The sequence below is a fragment of the Paenibacillus sp. FSL H7-0326 genome (assembly GCF_001955535.1).
GTDB classification, from domain to species: Bacteria; Bacillota; Bacilli; order Paenibacillales; family Paenibacillaceae; genus Paenibacillus; species Paenibacillus shunpengii.
The window spans coordinates 771,022-792,539 of sequence record NZ_MPVN01000002.1 but is presented as its reverse complement, the minus strand read 5'-3'; the positions used below and the strand labels follow the sequence as shown (position 1 = coordinate 792,539).

Annotated in this window: 21 protein-coding genes and 1 other RNA gene; 21 read left to right on the top strand and 1 reads right to left on the bottom strand. The window is 46.0% G+C overall.

What is annotated here, in order from left to right:
- Positions 1–5: 5 nt before the first annotated feature.
- The 16 genes from BK126_RS14605 to BK126_RS29105 all read left to right on the top strand — a co-directional run bounded on the left by BK126_RS14605 (position 6) and on the right by BK126_RS29105 (position 15,805).
- Positions 6–2,237 carry an HD family phosphohydrolase gene (locus tag BK126_RS14605; RefSeq protein ID WP_076313276.1) on the top strand — a complete coding sequence of 744 codons (2,232 nt, stop codon included), beginning with the start codon at positions 6–8 and terminating at the stop codon, positions 2,235–2,237.
- 87 nt (positions 2,238–2,324) lie between these two features.
- Entirely contained in the window at positions 2,325–2,819 is a 495-nt protein-coding gene (gene ybeY, locus BK126_RS14600) for an rRNA maturation RNase YbeY (protein ID WP_076313275.1), read from the top strand.
- Positions 2,819–3,184 (top strand): diacylglycerol kinase family protein, encoded by a 366-nt coding sequence (locus tag BK126_RS14595; protein ID WP_076313274.1) that lies wholly within the window; start codon positions 2,819–2,821, stop codon positions 3,182–3,184. Before ybeY ends, BK126_RS14595 begins: the two co-directional genes overlap by 1 nt.
- A 50-nt stretch (positions 3,185–3,234) precedes the next feature.
- Positions 3,235–3,642, top strand: a complete 408-nt coding sequence (locus BK126_RS14590; protein ID WP_076313273.1) for a cytidine deaminase — start codon at positions 3,235–3,237, stop codon at positions 3,640–3,642.
- Between the two features lie 36 nt (positions 3,643–3,678).
- Positions 3,679–4,581: a GTPase Era gene (gene era, locus BK126_RS14585; protein WP_047910827.1), complete on the top strand. Its 903-nt coding sequence runs from the start codon at positions 3,679–3,681 to the stop codon at positions 4,579–4,581.
- Positions 4,582–4,717: 136 nt separating this feature from the next.
- Positions 4,718–4,870 carry a YqzL family protein gene (locus BK126_RS14580; protein ID WP_076313272.1) on the top strand — a complete coding sequence of 51 codons (153 nt, stop codon included), beginning with the start codon at positions 4,718–4,720 and terminating at the stop codon, positions 4,868–4,870.
- A 36-nt stretch (positions 4,871–4,906) separates the two neighbouring features.
- Positions 4,907–5,659, top strand: a complete 753-nt coding sequence (recO, locus tag BK126_RS14575) for a DNA repair protein RecO (RefSeq protein ID WP_076313271.1) — start codon at positions 4,907–4,909, stop codon at positions 5,657–5,659.
- Between the two features lie 386 nt (positions 5,660–6,045).
- Entirely contained in the window at positions 6,046–6,927 is an 882-nt protein-coding gene (glyQ, locus tag BK126_RS14570) for a glycine--tRNA ligase subunit alpha (RefSeq protein WP_047910829.1), read from the top strand.
- Positions 6,927–9,002, top strand: coding sequence for a glycine--tRNA ligase subunit beta (glyS, locus tag BK126_RS14565; protein WP_076313270.1), 2,076 nt, complete (start codon positions 6,927–6,929; stop codon positions 9,000–9,002). Before glyQ ends, glyS begins: the two co-directional genes overlap by 1 nt.
- 164 nt (positions 9,003–9,166) lie before the next feature.
- Positions 9,167–9,625 (top strand): YaiI/YqxD family protein, encoded by a 459-nt coding sequence (locus BK126_RS14560; protein ID WP_076313269.1) that lies wholly within the window; start codon positions 9,167–9,169, stop codon positions 9,623–9,625.
- Between the two features lie 47 nt (positions 9,626–9,672).
- Positions 9,673–11,493, top strand: a complete 1,821-nt coding sequence (gene dnaG, locus BK126_RS14555; protein WP_076313268.1) for a DNA primase — start codon at positions 9,673–9,675, stop codon at positions 11,491–11,493.
- A gap of 44 nt (positions 11,494–11,537) precedes the next feature.
- Positions 11,538–12,668 carry an RNA polymerase sigma factor RpoD gene (gene rpoD / locus BK126_RS14550; protein ID WP_047910833.1) on the top strand — a complete coding sequence of 377 codons (1,131 nt, stop codon included), beginning with the start codon at positions 11,538–11,540 and terminating at the stop codon, positions 12,666–12,668.
- Between the two features lie 236 nt (positions 12,669–12,904).
- The gene (locus BK126_RS14545) at positions 12,905–13,675 is read left to right on the top strand and encodes a tRNA (adenine(22)-N(1))-methyltransferase (RefSeq protein WP_305954042.1); all 771 of its coding nucleotides are present in this window, start codon (positions 12,905–12,907) and stop codon (positions 13,673–13,675) included.
- A complete protein-coding gene (locus BK126_RS14540; RefSeq protein ID WP_076313267.1) occupies positions 13,651–14,766 on the top strand; it encodes a Nif3-like dinuclear metal center hexameric protein in 1,116 nt (371 codons plus the stop codon). Before BK126_RS14545 ends, BK126_RS14540 begins: the two co-directional genes overlap by 25 nt.
- A gap of 62 nt (positions 14,767–14,828) precedes the next feature.
- Positions 14,829–15,238, top strand: an RNA gene (rnpB, locus tag BK126_RS14535) — RNase P RNA component class A.
- Between the two features lie 213 nt (positions 15,239–15,451).
- Positions 15,452–15,805 (top strand): hypothetical protein, encoded by a 354-nt coding sequence (locus BK126_RS29105; RefSeq protein WP_047910835.1) that lies wholly within the window; start codon positions 15,452–15,454, stop codon positions 15,803–15,805.
- Positions 15,806–15,856: 51 nt separating this feature from the next.
- On the opposite strand, the gene BK126_RS14525 is transcribed toward BK126_RS29105, so the two are convergent.
- Positions 15,857–17,740 (bottom strand): S8 family peptidase, encoded by a 1,884-nt coding sequence (locus BK126_RS14525; protein ID WP_076313266.1) that lies wholly within the window; start codon positions 17,738–17,740, stop codon positions 15,857–15,859.
- 262 nt (positions 17,741–18,002) lie between these two features.
- Here BK126_RS14525 and BK126_RS14520 point away from each other — a divergent pair, with 262 nt between their 5' ends.
- From BK126_RS14520 to BK126_RS14500, 5 genes are all read left to right on the top strand, one after another.
- Positions 18,003–18,497, top strand: coding sequence for a YpuI family protein (locus tag BK126_RS14520; protein ID WP_047910837.1), 495 nt, complete (start codon positions 18,003–18,005; stop codon positions 18,495–18,497).
- A 155-nt stretch (positions 18,498–18,652) separates the two neighbouring features.
- Complete coding sequence (locus BK126_RS14515) at positions 18,653–18,868, top strand: DUF1540 domain-containing protein (protein WP_076313265.1); 216 nt, start codon at positions 18,653–18,655, stop codon at positions 18,866–18,868.
- A gap of 58 nt (positions 18,869–18,926) precedes the next feature.
- Complete coding sequence (locus BK126_RS14510) at positions 18,927–19,301, top strand: protein-disulfide reductase DsbD (protein ID WP_076313264.1); 375 nt, start codon at positions 18,927–18,929, stop codon at positions 19,299–19,301.
- Positions 19,302–19,473: 172 nt separating this feature from the next.
- A complete protein-coding gene (locus BK126_RS14505) occupies positions 19,474–20,232 on the top strand; it encodes a lytic transglycosylase domain-containing protein (protein ID WP_076313263.1) in 759 nt (252 codons plus the stop codon).
- 130 nt (positions 20,233–20,362) lie between these two features.
- Entirely contained in the window at positions 20,363–21,514 is a 1,152-nt protein-coding gene (locus BK126_RS14500) for a cysteine desulfurase family protein (RefSeq protein ID WP_076313262.1), read from the top strand.
- Positions 21,515–21,518: the final 4 nt, after the last annotated feature.

Genomic DNA, 21,518 nt, shown 5'->3' with positions numbered 1-21,518 from the left:
GTGGGATGACCCTTAAGGAATTGTCGAAGGACAAATCTTTTCAGAATAGAAAGCTGGGATGGAAGAATAGCAGAGGGATCCGCTATCTTCTGTTTTTGTTTCTGATGATTCTGTTTTACGTCAGCCTGGCTCCTGGTCTTCTGCCTGAACGATACGATATTGCGCAGGGAACTCGTAGCGAGAAGGAAATTAAAGCGCCGATGCAGATCCAGGACAATCAGGCAAGAGCGATTGCAGCAGAGGAAGCGGCTGAAGCGGTTCAGCCAGTTTATCAGATTGTATCCTTACGAAATGAGAACCTGGTGACCTCCATATTGGATCGGATTGACAGACTCAATCAGGATGATATTTCCCGAGAAGATAAAATTGAGATCTACAAGGATGAAATTCCCCAGAGACTCAGTGACTCGATTACGAATTATATCAATAACAACCGGGGAACAGGCACTTATTCGGATGCACTTCTTGATGAGATTCATCGAGTAACTCAGGAGCAGTCATACCGGATTCCGGAGGAAACGTATATCAAGATTGCCCGGCTGTCCTCTGAACAGATTCAGGAAATGAAGCCTGTTGCCCGTGAGCTCGTATCCAGATTGATGGTTGACCAGATTACGGATGCTTCAACTCCAAGAGCTAAGGTAGCTGAGATGGTGAATACAAGCTCCTTGACGGATAGAACTGCACGTGAAGTCGTACAGGAGCTTACTCGGTTTGTTATAACGGCAAACAAGTTCTATGATGAAGAAGCAACGAAGGAAGCCAAGGCAAGAGCTAGAGAGAACACACCTCAGGTCTTCATTGAAGAGGGCGAAACACTTGTAGCCAAAGGTGAGATTATTACCGAAGAAGTGTACAAATTGCTGGAAGACAACAAGCTGCTTCGCGACGAAGTCAACTACTGGCCTCAGCTTGGATTGCTGCTCTTATCCTTCGGTTTGTCACTTGGAATTCTAATCTATATGAAACAAATCAGCAGTCCAGAGTTTAAATACCATAATGCTCAGCTTCTGATGCTGCTCTGCATCTTCGCAATTACGATCGGCTGCATGCACATCGTAAGCTTCTTACAAAATGACAACCGAGCCTATGTCGGCTACTTGGCTCCTGTTGGGATTGGCGTCATGCTGATTACGCTGCTGCTGGATATTCCGCTTGCTTATATGTGTGCTATTATCTTCGGTATACTGAGCAGCATTATCCTGAATACACAGCTGAATGAGAATTTCGACTTTAATTTTGGGCTGTTTACGATTATTATCAGCTTTGCCGCTATATTTGCAACGGATAAGGCGAGTCAGCGCTCAACCCTGCTTAAGAGCGGTATCATTGTTTCTCTCATCGGCTCGCTAGTTGTGTTTATGCTGGCCATCCTTGGCAATGCAGAATGGGATCGTACAGCAGCGATGTATAGTGTAGGCTTTGCATTTGCTGGCGGTATTTTGATGGCTGTCCTTGCCATCGGGCTTATGCCGTTCTTCGAATCATTATTCGGTATTTTGTCAGCGCTCAAGCTGGTGGAGCTGTCGAATCCGAACCATCCACTGCTGCGTAAGCTGCTGACGGAAACTCCAGGGACCTATCATCATAGTGTCATGGTCGGCAATTTGTCAGAGGCTGCCGCAGAAGCGATTGGCGCGGACGGGCTGCTATGCAGAGTCGGTTCGTATTATCATGATATTGGCAAAACGAAGAGACCGATTTATTTTATCGAGAATCAAAATAATATGGAGAACCCGCATGATACGCTCGATCCGAAGCTAAGCAAGTCCATCATCATTTCGCATGCCAGAGATGGTGTAGAGATGCAGAAGGATTACAAGCTTCCTAAACGGATAAGAGATATTGCGGAGCAGCATCATGGTACGACGTTCCTCCATTATTTCTACCATAAGGCGCTGAAACAGGCCGAGGAGGCTGGCGTAGAGCCGGATTTCACGGAGGAAGATTTCAGATATCCGGGACCCAAGGCTCAGTCCAAAGAAGCGGCTATTGTGGGCATCGCGGACAGTGTAGAGGCTGCAGTGCGGTCCCTTCGTAAACCTACCGTGCAGCAGGTTGAATCCATGATTGAGAAGATTGTGAAGAGCAGATTGGATGATCATCAGCTTAACGACTGTGACCTTACCATGAGGGAGCTCGATATTATTTCCAGGACGCTAAAAGAGACGGTCATGGGGATTTTTCATTCGAGAATTGAGTATCCTGAAGAGATCAAGAAACCAAAAGATAGTTAATACAAATCGAATCCATTTCATAATACCTTTAGCTCTGCAGTTGTGAAATGGATTCAATCATTCATTGAAACAAAGGAGCATGCTAATATGAGTGTGCAGCTTGCATGGGATAATAATCAAGAGCAATATAATATCAGTGATGAGCTTATCTCCCTTCTCACTCAGCTGCTTGAAAAAGCAGCCGAAATGGAAGGGGTAGATGAAGGTGAGGTTGCATTAACCTTTGTCAATGATGAGGAGATTCACGAACTGAACAAGGAGTACCGCGGAATTGATCGTCCTACGGATGTGCTTTCATTTGCGATGAATGAAACGCTGGATGAAGAGCTTGACATTGTATATGAGCTCGAGGAAGGCGAATCAATGGATGTACCGGATGTACTTGGTGATATCATCATTTCCGTCCCTACGGCCATCGCGCAGAGCGAGGAATACGGTCATTCTGTGGAAAGGGAGCTTGGATTTTTGTTTGTTCATGGCTTTCTTCATTTGCTCGGATATGATCATCAGGATGAAACGAGCGAAGCGGAAATGATGGGTAAACAAGAAGCTGTCTTGGCAAGCGTCGGGTTGACACGCTAATGAAGCAACGGTCCATAGTGGATGTATTCCGAAATGCGATGGAAGGGCTGATGTACGGTTTTAGAACACAAAGGAACCTACGGGTTCATGCGGTTCTTGCTCTCATCGCCGTTACTGCCGGATGGCTTCTGGATATTTCACGTACGGATTGGATGTTCGTTTGTTTGGCGATAGGCTCTGTAATGGTAACCGAGCTGCTTAACACAGCGATTGAGCTCGTTGTTGACCTTGCATCCCCTGAGATTCACCCGCTGGCCAAAGCTGCCAAAGATACCGCTGCCGGAGCTGTACTGCTGGCGGCGGTTTTTGCCGTCATTATTGGGATTTTTGTTTACCTTAAACCATTCACTAGATGGCTTTTGTAATTCATATCTATCGTTATAAACGTTCACAATAATCGAAAAGAGGTACAAATATGGATGCAAATCAGCTCATGCAGGAAGCGATCGAGGCCCGAAAGAAGGCCTATATTCCATATTCCAAATTTGGTGTAGGTGCTGCGCTTCTAGGGGAAGATGGGTATATATATCATGGATGTAATATTGAAAATGCAGCTTATAGTCCGAGTAATTGCGCAGAGCGAACAGCTCTGTTCAGTGCGATCGCGAGTGGTCACGCTCCCCGCAAATTTAAAGCACTGGCTGTCGTAGGCGACACGGAAGGGCCTATTGCACCGTGCGGGGTGTGCCGGCAAGTTATACTAGAACTATGTGACAGCAGCATGCCTGTATATCTAGGAAACCTCAAGGGCGAAATTCAAGAGACAACGATTAGCGAGCTGCTGCCCGGCGCTTTTGGGCCGGAAGCTCTGGAGAAAGCATAAAAAGGATAAGGGTGTTGACCCTTTTTGGAGGAAAATATGTCTAAAACCGCTTTTAAATCTGGATTTGTTGCCATTATTGGCAGACCCAATGTAGGAAAATCTACGCTGATGAATCAAGTCATCGGGCAAAAAATTGCCATAATGTCGGATAAGCCTCAAACTACTCGTAACAAAATTCACGGGGTATATACGGCAGAGGATAACCAGATCGTATTTTTGGATACACCCGGAATTCATAAACGCCAGTCCAAGCTGGGAGATTTCATGAATCAAACGGCATTCAATACGTTCTCCGAAGTAGAGGCAGTATTATTTCTGGTCGATGCTTCTGAAGGCATGGGCGGCGGGGACCGCTTTATTGCCGAACAGCTCAAAAATGTCCGGACGCCTGTGTTCCTCGTACTGAACAAGATTGATCAGGTAGAGCCTGAAGCACTGCTGCCTCTCATTGATCAGTATCGCAATCTGCTTGATTTTGCAGAAATTGTGCCGATCTCAGCCAAATTCGGTAATAATGTCAATACACTAATGGATCAGATCAAAAAGTATTTGCCAGAAGGTCCGAAGTATTATCCTGATGATCAGATTACAGATCACCCGGAGCAATTCGTCATTGCAGAGCTCATTCGTGAAAAAATTCTGCACATGACCCGTGAGGAAGTACCGCATTCCATTGCAGTCACCATTGAGGATATGCGCGTGCAAGAGAATGGAACGGTGCAGGTATCTGCTGTTATTTTCGTAGAGCGCGATTCGCAAAAAGGGATTATTATCGGCAAACAGGGCTCGCTGCTTAAAGAGGTCGGAAAGCGTTCCAGACAAGATATTGAGAGACTGCTCGGCTCCAAAATATTTTTGGAGCTGTGGGTGAAGGTGAAGAAGGATTGGCGTAATCAAGAGCGTGTACTTAAGGATTTAGGCTTCCATCGGGACGCATAATTTCGGTCAGCAAGCATGATCAGCCGCTGCCTCTCGTCAATGCAATTCCAGTTAATGTATCGCATAGAAACAGCAGCCCTGCACATCCTATTCGTAGATGCTTATCACGTCATTTCCGAAGAGAGGATGAATACTTGTGCGAGATTTTTCGTGGACGTATTTTGCAAAGACTGGAGATGTCGATGCCTATCTGCTATACAAGGATTCCTGTGCGTGCAGCACGGGAGAAGCAGGGGCAGAAGCTGACGCAGAGGGAGAGGCTTATGATGAATTACAGACCGAATCTTAAAAGAGTACAGCATGACTTTCTATTGGGGGATGAGACATGCTATATAGGCTGGAAGGCATCGTCATCCGCAGTATGGACTACGGTGAGGGGAACAAAATTATTACGCTTTGCACCGAAAGTGGAGGCAAAATAGGAGTTCTGGTTCGTGGAGCCAAGAAACCGAAGAGCCGGCATGCCGCGTTGACACAAGTCTTCACTCACGGAGAATATGTATTTTTTCGCAATCAAGGGCTCGGAACGTTAAACCAAGGTGAGATTATTGAATCTCACCATTTGCTGCGTGAGGACATCGTCAAAGCTGCTTATGCTTCTTATGCTTGTGAGCTGCTCGACCGCGTGCTGCAGGATGAGGAGACGGGAAGCTTTTGGTTTAAGCAATTAAAGGCATGCCTTACGGCACTGAATGAGGATAAAGATCCCGCTGTTATCATATCTCTTTATGAAATGAAAATATTGCAATCCGCGGGTTATGCGCCTGAATTGACGGCCTGCATATCCTGCGGCAGAGAAAGACCGGACGAGGAATATTTTATAAGTCCAGGCCTCGGCGGCACACTGTGCAGAGCATGCAAGCATTTCGATCCACCTGCCATGTCTATTTCTCCAAGAGCGCTGAAGCTGCTTCGTTTATTTACTATGGTCGATCTGCAGCGTCTGGGAAGCGTCTCTGTTCGTGATGAGACCAAACTGGAGATCAAGAAGATCATGCGAGCTTTCATGGATCAACAGCTTGGCCTCACTTTAAAATCCCGTAATTTTCTCGATCAAATGGACAAATACGGATTTTGATGGAGAAGGGCAGCCTTCGAAGGACTTCGAAGTGAAGAAGCTTCGATGCAGGAGCTCAGCTTGACAACGACCTGACATATAAGCTATTATTCATAGTAATATCTCTATACGAGACATGTGTTGATCGAGAAAGTACTAAATAAAGGACCTTTGGCTAATGAGCGAGTCGGAGATGGTGAAAGTCCGGCAGGTCGGGTTTAGGAAATGGCACTCGTGAGCATGAAATGGATACGGAAAAGTGGATTGTACTCCCTCGGAGTGCAGTCAAGTAGGGTGGAACCGCGGGAGTAGCTCTCGTCCCTACGTCTGAACATCAGGCGTAGGACGGGGGCTTTTTGCTGTCCTTGCGCACTTGAAATAGTTTACCTTGCAAAGGAGAAATGAAAATGAACTTTCAGCAAATGATATTGACGCTGCAAGATTTCTGGGCACAGCACAACTGTATTATTGTTCAGCCTTATGATACGGAAAAAGGCGCCGGAACGATGAATCCGATGACTTTCCTGCGTTCGATTGGTCCTGAGCCATGGAAGGTAGCTTATGTAGAGCCTTCTAGACGGCCGTCGGATGGCCGGTATGGAGAGAACCCAAATCGACTGTATCAGCATCATCAGTTCCAGGTGATTATTAAGCCTTCACCAGATAATATCCAGGAGATCTACCTGGAGAGCCTTCAGGCTCTTGGCATTGACGCTAAGAAGCATGATATCCGGTTTGTTGAAGACAACTGGGAGAACCCTTCCCTTGGCTGTGCAGGACTAGGCTGGGAAGTATGGCTGGATGGAATGGAGATCACTCAATTTACTTATTTCCAGCAGGTAGGCGGTATTGAAACGCATCCAGTGTCCGTCGAAATCACGTACGGTATGGAGCGTCTTGCCTCTTATATTCAAGATAAAGACAACGTATTTGATCTAGAATGGGTTGATGGCATTACATACGGCGACGTATTTAAGCACCCGGAATTTGAACATTCCAAGTATACCTTCGAGGTATCCGATGTGCGTATGCTGTTCACGCTGTTCAATATGTATGAGGAAGAAGCCAAAAAAGCGATGGATCAGCATTTGGTATTCCCAGCTTACGATTATGTTCTTAAATGTTCCCACACGTTTAACCTTCTTGATGCACGAGGGGCAATCAGTGTTACTGAACGCACAGGATATATTACCAGAGTGCGGAATTTGGCTAGACAAGTAGCGGCTACCTATCTGGAGGAACGCGAGAAGCTCGGATTCCCGCTGCTCAAACAAGGAGGTGCACAATAATGTCTAGAGATTTATTGTTTGAGATCGGTCTTGAGGAAGTGCCTGCACGTTTTGTTCGGGGAGCAATTGAGCAGCTCGAAGACAGGCTTGTTAAATGGCTGGACAGTGTAAGAGTTACTCATGGAGAAGTTCTGGCTTATGCCACTCCACGTCGTTTGGCTGTTATCATCAAGGACGTTATTGAGAAGCAGGAGGATGTAGAGGAAGAAGTTAAAGGTCCTTCCCGTAAAATTGCGCTCGATGACAGCGGAAACTGGAGCAAAGCTGCACTTGGTTTCGCAAGAAGCCAAGGTGTAGATCCGGAGCAGTTTACATTCAAAGAACTGGGCGGCGTAGAATATATCTATGCTACGAAGAGCAGTAAAGGTATCCAGACTTCAGAGGTGCTTGCTGACGGACTGCTTCAGGTACTGCATGCGATGACCTTCCCTAAATTTATGCGCTGGGCTTCGTATGACTTGAAATTTGTTAGACCGATTCGCTGGATCGTGGCGATGTTCGGTTCGGATGTTGTCGATATTGAGATTGCAGGGGTGAAGTCGGGGAATGTATCGAGAGGACATCGTTTCCTCGGTTCAGACACGACGATCTCAGAGCCGTCTGCATACGCAGAGGCCCTTCGTGAACAGCATGTTATTGTTGACATTGAAGAGCGCCGTGCCCTTATAGTGAGCCAGATCGAAGCTCTGGCAGCTAAGAAGAATTGGACGATTGCGATTAAAGAAGATCTGCTGGAAGAAGTACTGTTTCTCGTTGAAACACCGACTGTGCTCTATGGTTCATTTGAAGAATCATTCCTGGATATCCCTCAGGATGTGCTCATTACTTCGATGAGAGAGCATCAGCGTTACTTCCCAGTTCTGGACGATAACAGCAAATTGCTGCCTTATTTTGTTACGGTTCGCAATGGAGGAGCAGAATCCCTTGACGTCATTGCAAGAGGGAATGAAAAAGTATTGCGTGCCCGTCTGTCTGATGCGAAGTTCTTCTATGAGGAAGATCAGAAGCTGCAGATCAAGGATGCGCTCTCCAAGCTTGAGAGCATTGTATTCCAAGAGGAGATCGGTACGGTGGGAGACAAGGTTCGCCGCATCCGCAAGATCGCTGATACGCTTGCAGCCAAGCTTCAGGTGTCAGCAGATCAAGTCGAGCTGGTAAGTCGTGCGGCGGATATATGCAAATTCGATCTTGTCACTCAGATGGTGTATGAATTCCCAGAGCTGCAAGGTGTCATGGGTGAAGATTATGCGCTGCGTGCAGGCGAACGTCCTGAAGTAGCAAAGGCTGTATTTGAGCATTACCAGCCAAGAAGTGCTTCTGATACAGTCCCTGCTTCTATTGTAGGTTCAATTGTAAGCATAGCGGATAAAATAGATACGATTGTAGGATGCTTCTCTATCGGTATTATCCCTACAGGCTCTCAGGATCCATATGCGCTGCGTCGTCAAGCCGCAGGTATTGTACAAATCGCGCTGGATCATAAGCTGCCGATTACACTTGATGAGATTTTTGAGATTGGAATCGAGATTCATGAGAATATGCGAGTGATGAAGCGGTCCAAGGATGACATCCATAAGGATCTGCAGGAGTTCTTCGCTCTTCGTGTTAAGAAGCTTCTGTCTGAAACGATGCGTTATGATGTTGTAGATGCAGTGATCAGCGCAGGGTATGACGATATCGTATCTGTAGTAAATCGTGGTACAGCGCTGATGAGCACGGTAGAGACTACGGAAGATTTCAAAACCACAGTCGATTCGTTTAACCGTGTAGGTAACCTAGCAGCTAAGGCATCCAGCGCCTCTGTGACTGAGGAGGTTTTTGTCGAAGCAGGTGAGCGTACATTATATGAAGCATGGAGCTCCACAGCGCAGGCTTATCGCGAGGCATTGGGAGCAAGAGATGCCGAGAAGGCACTAAGCATTGCAGCTGAATGGAGGGAGCCGATCACTTCCTTCTTCGACTCTGTTATGGTGATGGCTGAGGATGAAGCGATTCGAGCCAATCGATTGGGTCTACTCGCATCCATTGACAAAGACTTGAAGGCCTTTGCAGATTTCTCCAAGCTTGTCTGGTAATTGAGTGCCTGATATTTGCTTAAAAAGGTAAAGCGGTAAGAAATAAATATACGGAACGGGGGATAGGCTCCGTTCCGTATTTGTCCTTTATTTTCCATGTGGAGATTAGAGCAGGAATTACGATGCACGAAGGCGTATATAATAATATCCCGGACAGGTGATGAATATTGCATAGGAAAATTGTGGTGGATGCGGATGCATGTCCCGTAAAACGTGAAATTCAGACTGCCGCAGCATCATTTCAGATTCATGTGCTCATGGTGTCCTCCTACGACCATCGGCTGGAAGGCGGGGAAGGGACGACGATTGTGCATGTTGACCGGAGTGACCAAAGTGCTGACCTGTATATTGCTAATCATATCAAGGCACAAGATATTGTTGTAACCCAGGATTATGGACTTGCTGCATTAGCTCTGGCCAAATCCTGCAGCGTAATTACATTCCGAGGCAGAATAATCGACAATCAAGATATCGATTTTTTGCTCGATACTCGGCATTCGCACGCGAAAGCTAGGAAAAGAGGCCAGTATGGTAAGGGTCCAAAGCCCATGACAGATGAGGACAGGAAGTTATTTCAACATAAACTGACAAAACTTTTGAAGGATTTGCAGGAGATTGTGTAAGTTTAGCGAATAATTATTTACGTGTTAAAGAGATGAAGGTGGTTAAGATGAGTGCCGGACAGGGTAACATACCGGAAAGTGTTATCGAATCAGTGCTGAGTCAACATGATATCGTCGACACGGTAAGTAAGTTTGTACATCTGACCAAGCAGGGTAAGTATATGAAAGGGCTTTGTCCTTTTCATTCAGAGAATACCCCTTCCTTTACGGTTACACCAGAACGCCAAATCTTCTATTGCTACGGCTGCGGCAAGGGAGGCAACGCCATCAAATTCAGGATGGAAATCGAAGGATTAACCTTTCCCGAGGCTGTTAAGACGATGGCAGAAGAGAGCCATATTCCTCTTGGGGAATGGCAAGGGCGTGATGTCGCACATCATAATCCTGAAACAGAACGTTTGCTGCAGGCTTATGAGCTTACTGCTAAATTATACCATTATTTATTGAAGAATACGGAGTACGGTAAGGCAGCAATTGAATATTTGCGTAATCGGGGTATGAATGACAAAGCGATTGACCATTTTCAGATTGGATATGCTCCGGCCGGTTGGAGTACACTTGTGCAGTTTCTCACGAAACGAGAGTTTCCGCTTGCTGAAATGGAGAAGGGCGGATTGATATCAGCCCGAAATGAAGGCGAAGGGTATGTAGATCGCTTTCGAGACCGTGTCATGTTCCCAATTAAGAACAGCAGTGGCAAAATTATTGCCTTTGCAGGCCGAATTATGGGTGATGGCCAGCCGAAGTATCTTAATTCGCCGGAGACGAGGCTCTTTAACAAGAGTCGTGTCCTCTACAATATGGATCATGCGAAGGCTTCGATCCGTAAGAAAGGACAAGCCATTCTGTTTGAAGGCTATGGCGATGTGATCTCTGCTTGGGAGCATGGAATTCAGAATGGGGTTGCCGGAATGGGGACTGCCCTGACGGAAAATCAAGCCCGTATGCTTAAATCTCTCAGTGATGAGGTAATTATCTGTTATGACGGTGATCGCGCCGGTCAAGCTGCCGCACTTAAGAATTTACCGATCCTGGAGTCGGCAGGGATCCAAGCAAAGGTTGCGCTTCTGACAGATGGTTTAGACCCTGATGAATTTATTCGCAAGCATGGCGGAGACCGCTTCACTCATCAGATCATTGAAGGTGCTGTTCCACCGTTAAAATTTAGACTTATAAACTTGAAAAAAAACCATATACTGCTAGAAGAAGGTGGCCGGATTGCTTATTCGCGTGAGGCCATCAAGCTAATTGCTCCACTCTCTTCTCCTACGGAGAGAGAGGTGTATTTGCGGGAGCTTGCTTCCGATGTGCATGTGGATTTTGAGACACTGAAGCAGGAATGCAATCTCGAAAGGCAGCAAATGCAAAAAAACGAGCATTATGGGGATAATAACGACAAAAGGTGGAATAATGGTAGGCAACAAAATAGGCAGATTCCTACACCTAATTTACTTCCTGCCTATCATACGGCCGAACGAAGGCTTCTGTCCTGGATGCTTCAAGATGATGAGGCGGCCAGATATGTTGGTGAACGTCTTGGTGAAGCCTTTAACATTAGCGATCATGCAGCTATCGCTGCTTATCTATATGCTTATTACGCTCAAGGCAAACCGCCGGATCTAAGGATGTTTATGCTGTCTCTTCAAGACGATCGTCTTGAAAAAACGGTAAGCTCCATTTCCATGATGGATACGCCTGAGCAGTGGGATCACGGAGCACTGGATGATTGTATCAAAGAGGTATTAAAGTATCCGGTATTACAGCAGATCGATTCTAAAAAAGAGGAAATGATTGCTGCCGAACGATCCGGAGACTTTTTGCGTGCAGCACAAATCGCAAGTGAGATTATAACCCTAGAGAGACAATGATTGTAATTATCATACCATGTTTCTAGGGAGGAGGGAGTCGAAGTATGGCGAATGATCAGCATGCTGAACTAGAAACAGAATTGACGCTGGATCAAGTAAAAGACCAGCTGATTGAGCAGGGCAAAAAGAGGTCGTCTTTGAATTATAAAGAGATCATGGAGAAGCTGTCTCCATTCGATCAAGACCCTGAGCAAATGGATGAGTTCTATGAACAACTCAGTGATTTAGGAATTGATGTGGTAAATGAGAGTGATGATGATAACCCACTACGGCCTAATGATGACTCTGAGGATAAAGAGGGTGATGATTTTCATTTTGATGATGATCTGAGTCTTCCTCCTGGTATCAAAATTAATGATCCGGTCCGCATGTATTTGAAAGAAATCGGACGTGTGCCGCTGTTGTCAGCAGACGATGAAGTTGAACTGGCTAAGCGAATCATGAATGGAGACGAGGAAGCAAAACGTCGGCTCGCTGAAGCTAACTTACGTCTCGTTGTCAGCATTGCTAAGCGGTATGTAGGCCGCGGTATGCTCTTCCTTGATCTGATCCAGGAAGGGAATATGGGTCTGATCAAAGCGGTTGAGAAGTTCGACCACAACAAAGGCTTTAAATTTAGTACCTATGCAACTTGGTGGATTCGTCAAGCGATTACGCGTGCGATTGCTGACCAGGCTCGTACAATTCGTATCCCTGTTCATATGGTGGAGACCATTAACAAATTGATCCGTGTATCCAGACAACTGCTGCAAGAGCTAGGGCGCGAACCGACGCCAGAGGAAATCGCGGCTGAGATGGATCTAAGTGTGGAAAAGGTACGGGAAATTACGAAAATTGCGCAAGAACCAGTGTCGCTTGAAACACCGATTGGTGAAGAAGATGATTCTCATCTCGGAGATTTTATCGAGGATCAGGAAGCACTTGCACCGGCTGATGCTGCTGCGTATGAATTACTGAAGGAGCAATTGGAGGATGTACTTGATACACTGACTGAGCGTGAAGAGAACGTTCTGCGTCTCCGTTTCGGGCTTGACGACGGGCGGACACGTACACTTGAAGAGGTAGGTAAAGTGTTTGGTGTAACGAGAGAACGGATTCGTCAGATTGAAGCGAAGGCACTTCGCAAATTGCGTCATCCAAGCCGCAGCAAACGGCTTAAAGATTTCCTTGAATAGTTAGATTAAGGGCCTTCTGCTGTGCTTGCGGCAGGAGGTCTTTTTGTATGAATCAAGCGATTTTTTTCTTTTTTTTGGATATATTTCCTTCGATTTCTTATTACCCATTATTTTAGCTTTTTTTGATGATGATTGCAAACATCGAAACGAGGCAGTGCCTGATTAGTGGGCGAAGTCATCGTTGAGAGATAGATTTGCAGTGATACCATTTAGTATAGAGTTGGGCGGTGCAATGCATGTTGAAATTGTCGAAAAGATTGCAGCTATTACATGATCTAATGGATCCGGGACGGAATCTTGCCGATATCGGTTCAGACCATGCTCTCCTGCCAGTCGCTTGTATTCAAAGCGGTCAGGCGGCCACAGCCATTGCTGGGGAGCTGAACGAAGGCCCATATGAGGCAGCGAAGAGACAAGTGGCAAGCAGCGGTTTACAAGCCAAAATCGAAGTCAGACGGGGAGACGGTCTGGATGTGATTGAGGCTGGCGAAGTGGATACAATCACGATCGCAGGGATGGGCGGCGCACTGATCGCTAATATCCTGGAACGCGGCAAGCCTAAGCTTAAGGGAGTTACACGTCTTATTTTGCAGCCTAATGTTGGTGAAGATATTTTGCGAAGATGGCTGTTCGATAATGACTACGTCATTGAAGCAGAACGAATTATTGAGGAAGACGGCAAAATCTATGAAGTCATTGCAGCTGTACCCGGGTATTTCAGCCACATCTCAAATGATGAAGTATATGAGCCGAAGCTGATCGGCACAGCTGACCATGAGGTTGAGCTGACTTCAAGCGAACTGCTCAAGATGGGGCCATTCTTGGTAGAACAAGGTGGATCTGTCTTCGTTAAAAAATGGGAGCTCGAAATAGATAAGATCCAAAAGGTGCTCGCTTCCTTATCTAAATCTGATCTTCCTGAAGCAAAAGAGAAGGCTGGGGAGCTCCAGCAGGAGTTGAAAAGAATTGTGGAGGTGCTCACATGTATGCAAAAGGACAAACTGTAATCTCTTATATGGAGGAGCTTGCTCCCAAGCATCTAGCCGTTCCTGATGATCGTATCGGTCTTCAGCTCGGAACGCTGGCAAAAGAAATCAAGAAAGTGCTGGTTGCACTTGATGTGACAGATGAGGTCGTTGAAGAAGCGATCCGTTTGGAAGCAGATCTTATTATCGCACACCATGCCATCATCTTCAGACCCCTCAAATCGCTGAATACCGACTCGCCGATGGGCAAGCTGTATGAAAAACTGATCAAGCATGATATCGCCGTTTATATTAGTCATACGAACCTAGACGTAGCGGAGGACGGCATAAACGATTGGATGGCCGAAGCGATTGGATTAAAGGATGTCGCTCCATTAGAAGATCTGCACACCGATCACTTGTCCAAGCTGGTTGTGTTTGTACCGAAGTCTCATCACCAAAAAGTGCTAGATGCGGTGCTGGACGCAGGCGCGGGCTCAATCGGGAATTACAGTCACTGCAGCTTCAATATTGACGGATACGGCACTTTTGTTCCGGGTGATGCTACACAGCCGTTCATTGGTAAGCAAGGGCAAATGGAGCGTGTAGAAGAGGTTAGAATTGAAACGATTGTTCCGAATAGCATTCGGAATAAAGTCGTGCAGGCGATGCTTAAGGCTCATCCTTATGAAGAAGTGGCTTATGATCTGTACCCTATGGATATGAAAGGCAGAACGCTTGGGTTGGGGCGGGTCGGCAAGCTGTCTGCACCCGTTCTGCTCCAGGAGCTAGTGGATAAAGTGAAGAAGCAGTTCGATGTGAAGCAAGTTCGAGTTGTCGGCGATCTGAATCGTCAGATCAAGAAGGCCGCTGTGCTTGGCGGATCGGGCAGCCGATATGTGAATCATGCGCTGTTTAGAGGCGCGGATGTCATTGTTACAGGCGATATTGACTATCATACCGCTCATGATGCATTGATGGCGGGGATTGCTATTATTGACCCAGGTCATAATATTGAAAAGATCATGAAGCCCAACACGGTGAAATGGCTCAAGGAGAAGCTGGAGAAAGGCCGCTATGCGACAGAGGTGAATGCATCTGAAATTGATACAGAACCTTTCCAATTTGTATAGTCGATTCCAGTAATTTCACTTGAATGATACAGCGAGTCCTAGTATAATATGAATGTTGTCGGAAAGTTTGACAGACAATCGCTGGTGGCCTTGTTGCCACGAGAGGAAAGTCCGGGCTCCACAGGGCAGGATGCTGGATAACGTCCAGTCAGCGCGAGTTGAAGGATAGTGCCACAGAAATGGACCGCCGATGGCTGGCTATATGGCTAGCACAGGCAAGGATGGAACCGAGGTGTAAGAGACCCCGAGGAACGCTGGTGACTTCGTTCCTGGTAAACCCCATCTGGAGCAAGACCTAAAGAGACACCGTCTTCCGTAAGGGAGGCAGCCTTAGCCCGAGGTGTGTCTAGGTTGGTCGCTTGAGCTGTTCAGCAATGAATGGCCTAGATAGATGATTGTCGCTTGTGGTGGAAGGGTAGTTCCCGTTATGACCACGAAGAGCACAGAACCCGGCTTACGTAAAACTTTCCAAACTGCAACACAGTATATGTGATGATATAACGGTAATTTTGCCTGCTTTGTGCAGGACAAATTACCGTTTTTTGTTGTGCAGCAGCTCGCTTCCTTCTATGCCAATATGAACGAATAGACGTTTTTATTAATTATTTGACCTATGGACGAACATCCAAGCCATTAAGGGAGTGAGGAATAGATTATACTATCACTTGAAAAGGAGTTGTTCAATATGTCTCAACGTAGTGGTCATCACATGAAAAAATGTTTTCCTCCTCTTAAGCCTATCGTTTGTGATCCTGTAAATGTAGTGAAAAATCATTATCATCCTCAAATCCAGCCTGTAATTCACCCTGTACAAATCATTAACAAACATCATCCGGTACCAGTTCCAGTTCATGAGTGGGTCGTTGCTGAAACTGAAGAAGTGGTAGGTGGCATGAGCACAGGCATGAATGGTATGAATGGTGTTGCTGGAACAAGCACGATGAACGGTGTAGGCGGCATGAGCACAATGAATCACGGCATGGGTGGCATGCATGGCAAGGGCTGTCATCATGACCGCAACAGAAGAGGCCGTAGATAATTAAACAACGCAAAGAGCAGACGAGATGAACTCGCCTGCTCTTTTTGTTTATTACTTCATAAATCTGTTGATAGTATCTTCAAGCTTGTCGCGAACATTCTGAGGCCATAACTGGAGGGGGGCCTGCTCTCCAGATGCTCCTGCAGCTTCCAGTGCCTTGTACACATCGATCTGACCGTAGCCAAAGTATTTATCGTATCCCGGATCCCCCAGGTCGATCACACTGCTGCGCATCAGATCCATTACTTCTTCGTTAGACAGATCAGGATTATAGGAACGGATCAATCCCGCTAGTGCGGCGACATGAGGGCTTGCCATAGATGTTCCCGACAGGGCAGCGTATTGATTGCCCGGATAGGTGCTGGCAATGCTTGCGCCAGGCGCCATCACATCCACATAATCACCATAATTTGAGAAGTCCGCTCGTTTCATGGATGCATCTGTGGCGGACACGGCAAATACTTCGGGATAAGCAGCCGGGTACCCAGGCCGTTCCGTATTGTCATTACCCGTCGCCGCGATCAGGACGACATCATGGTCATAAGCGTATTTGATGGCATCATGCAAAAATTCAGCATCTGCATAATTACCGAGACTCATATTGATCACCTTTGCTCCGTGATCGGTAGCCCAGATAATTCCCTCAGCTACGGCATAGCTTGTGCCGGAACCGGATTGATCGAGTACCTTAACAGGCATAATTTTGTTATACCAGGTCATGCCTGCGACACCTTCATTGTTATTCACTTTGGCAGATACAATTCCTGCAACATGGGTACCATGCCCGACATCATCATAAGGCTCTGCTTCCCCATCAATAACGTTGTACCCCTCGACCAGCTGCCCTTCCAGATCAGGATGATCAAGATCGACGCCTGTATCAATAACGGCTACAATGACATCCTCACTCCCTTTGGATAACGTCCACCCCTTATTGGTTTCTGTCGCAGGGAGGTTCCATTGATAACGGGAGAACAATAGGTCGTTCGGAATATTATCAGCCAGCTCATTTTCAGGCGCAGTTTCGTTGGTTAAATATAGATAGTGAGGTTCGGTATATACCGGATTCCATTTGTTCTGAAAATAAGACTGAAGTTTAGCAAAATCCATCTTCTTAGAACGAAAAACATACGCCTGGCCAACTTGATGGGTATGATCCAGATCAATATCTTTCTCGATCTGTTTTAGCTTCTCTGATGTTAATTTCTCATTGAATCTAACGACGATCTCATCTTCATAAAAATGACTAGCATTCTGATTATCGTGTCCTGTCTTAACTGTAATATCCTTTAAGGTGTTAGGGAGAACAGATTCTACGCTGTACATGCCCTCTTTGGGATATGGGATCATTCTTAGGTTCCGGCGCTGATGCTCCTCCACATCATTTAGGATATGCTGGCTCATTACTGCGATAACCGCATGCTTACCATCCGAAGAGGGTTCGCCCAGAACAAAATACTTATCCTTATCGAGCGTAAGCGAAGTAGATTCATAGGATTTATGCTTCTGAAGAGCTTGCTTCGCGGAGCCAATGCTTGCTCGAAGCTGTTTGTTCTTCTGTAACGAATCCGCATTCTTCTGAATACTGAAGGATTGCTGCTTGTTTTGCTCTAGATCCATCCAGAGTAAGGTGTGAATGTGACTATGTGTTTTCTCTAATTGATCCATATAAGCTGACAGCTCTTTGTTGTCTGAATCTTTTAATTCTTGCAGTATTTTTTGGAGGTGCATTTGAGCATCCATCCGGGATAAGCGGTCAGTCGCTTGAACATCCTGTGCTTTGATTCGTTGTTTGAGCAGCTGCTCTTGCTGTGGCTCATTAGGGGTCTGCTGCTGGTCAGCGGTATTTTCTTCCCCGGGTAGTAACAGGGTGGTCATTACCAAAACGGCAGCGGCGGCGCCAATTGCCCAGTATGTCCAATTGCTTCTAGCCATTATTTTAGTACTCCTCCTGCCTGTCTATATAGTACCTATAGCGTGAGAAGATGAGGCGGTTTTTATACGAAGGATTTTGCAGCTCTAACTTAAAATAAACAGGGGAAAGGAAATGGCGGCTTTAGGGTTATTTAAGTACCGCTCGTCACATTTTTATGGTAGGATAGAAGCTGAGAAATAATGGTCAGTAGATGTATTTGAATCTTGGCCGGTTATAAGAAGTCTATATGAGGGACTTATTCTTTAAGGGGGAACTACCTTTATGTCAGCAAATGTGCAGAAGTTGTGTGAATCGGCACGAGAGAAATTGAAGCCCGCAATTGAAAAACTGGAAACATTTCTAAACGAAAACTCACTTGCTCAGCTTGCAGCTGACCAGGATCAGGAGACGATTCCATTTTACAAAGGATTTCTTTCCGACCTTCGGCACCTGCTCGTTTTTTCTGAGGTATCGTATGAGAAGCTTGGAACAGCACTCCGTCGTGCCAATTTTGACGTTGATTTTGCGGAAAAAGCATTGTATAACCTTTATCATCAGGGTATCAACAGCTTTTTCTATCCAAAGAATGAATGCTACTCTGAGGATGGACGTTACGCATATACAGGTCAAGATGCCATTCGTTTCCGCATTAAGCCGGTAAGACCTGCTCGCGATATTATTATGGAAATTACGAAGACCTATGAAGAACTGCGTGATGACCTGAATTATTACGAAAGTGACTATCTGACTCAGCGCAGAATGAAGAGCAGAGCTTAAGCGCTGCTGGGTCGATTTTTGAATACAGATTATATCTAAGAGCCGTGTACATTGCACGGCTTTTTTTTGTTTGCAAGCAAAAGGCATCCGTGCATAATAATGCTGGAGTATAAGGTATCGGCAATGAGGGTACCATACCATTTGAGGTGATAATAATGACTGTACCCATCGTGAAATGCAGCGTATCGAACTGCAGCTATTGGGGAGAACAAAATGTTTGCAAAGCAGATCTAATTATGATTGACATTGATGCGCATGCCAGAACCCATCTCAAGGAAGAGTATGCTGGAGAAACATTTGATTTCGAACATCATGATTATGCAAGCACTTCCTCGGCGACTTGTTGTCACACGTTTAAACCAAAGGCTTAAGTCATCAGTATTCTGCGGCTTCTAACCTGACAGGCTCTAATGCTTCGGAGGTGCGAAAATGGACAAACCGAACCAAGAAAACAAAGTAAAGGGAAGCCGAGATCGTATCGATTTTCCTCGCAAAGAGCATCATGAGCACCAAGAGGAGTACGCAGCGGAGATCAGCCCTTTAGTAAGTGCAGATTCTGCTGGGACAACTTCGAGGGCTCGTGAGCGTGATGAAGACACAACCTCTAAACGAATAGGATATCTGGCTCTTGCCGTATCCATTGTGTCCTTGTTTTTATGGTCTTATGTGGTAGGTGTCATAGGTATCGTTCTCGGGTATTATGCCTTCAGCAAAGGGAGACGTACAGCTGGCGGCTGGGCAATGGGCATCGGAATTGCGGCTTTGGTAAGCTACGCGTTCCTAGTAATGTTCACTTACTATTAGTAAAGTAATGCAGGCAGCTCTTCTATCATGCGGGGCTGCCTGTTTAGTTTATTTATATCAGGAAAAACAAGACTTGGCATGCAGGATGGCAATTGTTACAATAGATCAGTGAATGAAACAATATCAATAAATTTAGATATAGGTAGCGAGTATATTGGAGGCCTGTTTACATATGCAAATCGATTCTGTAGGAAAATCGCTGTGGTATGATGTTTCCTCTTCTTCAGAAACAAGTTCCAGATCAGCGGCAACGACGACTTCTGCACCTGAATTCTCGGAGATATGGGCTGAAGTCAACCGAGAACCATCCACTGATCGTCAAGGAGATAAAGGCAGTAACAAATCTTCTATGTCTACAGACGGACTGCTCTGGGTTAACCTCAGAACCGGTAAAATATCCGGCGGCCCAAGCGATATAAATAAAAATGCGAATTTGAATGCAAGTACTGTATCCTCTTCGAATTTAGGGATCTCTTCATCCTCACAAGTGCAGCCCTCACAGCTTGGAGGAACGGTTACTGCCTATGAGTCCATGATTCAGGAAGCCAGTGAGAAATATGGTGTACCTGTATCCCTTATTAAGGCGGTTATCGATACAGAGTCTGGATTTAATTCGAACGCAGTATCTGGAGCCGGAGCCAAGGGTCTGATGCAGCTTATGGATGGAACCGCAGCAGGATTAGGCGTAACGAATCCATTCGACCCTGCGCAGAATATCGATGCAGGAACAAGGTATTTATCATATCAGCTTGAACGGTTTGACGGGCAAGTGAATCTTGCTCTTGCTGCTTACAATGCAGGTCCAGGCCGTGTAGGCCAGCTTCAGGTTACGACGGATGAGCAGCTAATGAATGTACTCCATTTATTACCTAGGGAAACGCAGGACTATGTTGCTAAAATAGAAAAAGCAGAAGCGAAATATAGAGCATAAACAGCATATATTTCAGTCCTTTTGCTGATCGGATCTGAACAAAAGATCAACGTGGACAGTCGGTATGAGGCATCAGCTGACGAGTCCATTATTGATCTTTTTCACGTTTAAGAAAGGAGGCAGACAAAATATGCTTTACTTTGATTATGCGGCTTCAGCACCGCCATATGAAGATGTGATTCGAACTGTGTCAGAGGTAATGAAGCTGCATTATGGGAATGCCTCCTCCATTCACGCATACGGAGAGAATGCAGGACGACTATTGAATAAATCCCGTTCCGTTTGCGCCGAGGCTTTGGATGTCAAACCGGATGAAGTTATCTTCACATCTGGAGCCACGGAGAGTAACAACCTTGCAATAAAAGGAACAGCGTTACGTTATCAATCCCGCGGACGGCATATTATAACGACCAGGACAGAGCATGCGTCTGTATATGAGAGCATCAAGTTTTTGTCCGAAATCGGTTATGATATTACTTATGTGCCGGTGGATGAGATGGGCAGAGTGAAGACAGAGGATGTCCTAGATGCGGTTACCAAAGAGACAATTCTTGTAAGTCTGATGCATGTAAATAATGAGACGGGAGCCGTGCATCCTGTCGTTGAAATAGGGCAGGCTCTTAAGCAGAAGCACCCTAAGATTGTGTTCCATGTCGATGGGGTTCAGGCTTATGGTAAAATTCCTGTTCAATTGGCAGAGTCTGGAATTGATCTATACAGCATCTCAGGACATAAAATCCGAGGACCCAAGGGCGTTGGACTCTTATATATTCGTTCTGGTCTGGAGCTTACTCCCTTAATGTCTGGCGGTTCACAGGAGCAGGGGATGCGTGCGGGAACAGAGAATATTCCGCTGATCGTAGGCATGTCCAAAGCCATGCGTCTTGCCCGGGAACGTCAGCCTGAGCTGAACACACACCTCAAAAAGCTGCAAATCCTGCTTCTTGAGGAAATAAGACTACATCCGGAGTGGGTACTGAACAGCTCAGAAGAAGGTACCCCGCATATTGTACATTTCTCTTATCCCGGCATGAAGGCCGAAGTGATGCTGCACGTATTAGAACAGCTGAATGTCATTGTTTCCACTCAATCGGCATGCTCGTCCAAACAAGCCATTCCAAGCCGGGTGCTGCTCGGAATGGGCAAGTCAGAGGCGATTGCTGACAGCGGGATTCGAGTTAGTCTGGGAGATCAACATACAGAGCAAGATATATTACAGCTGATTCAGGCGATGAGACAGATGAAGGAAAGGCTTGCTTCTTTTGAAGGGTGGAATAGGTAAACCG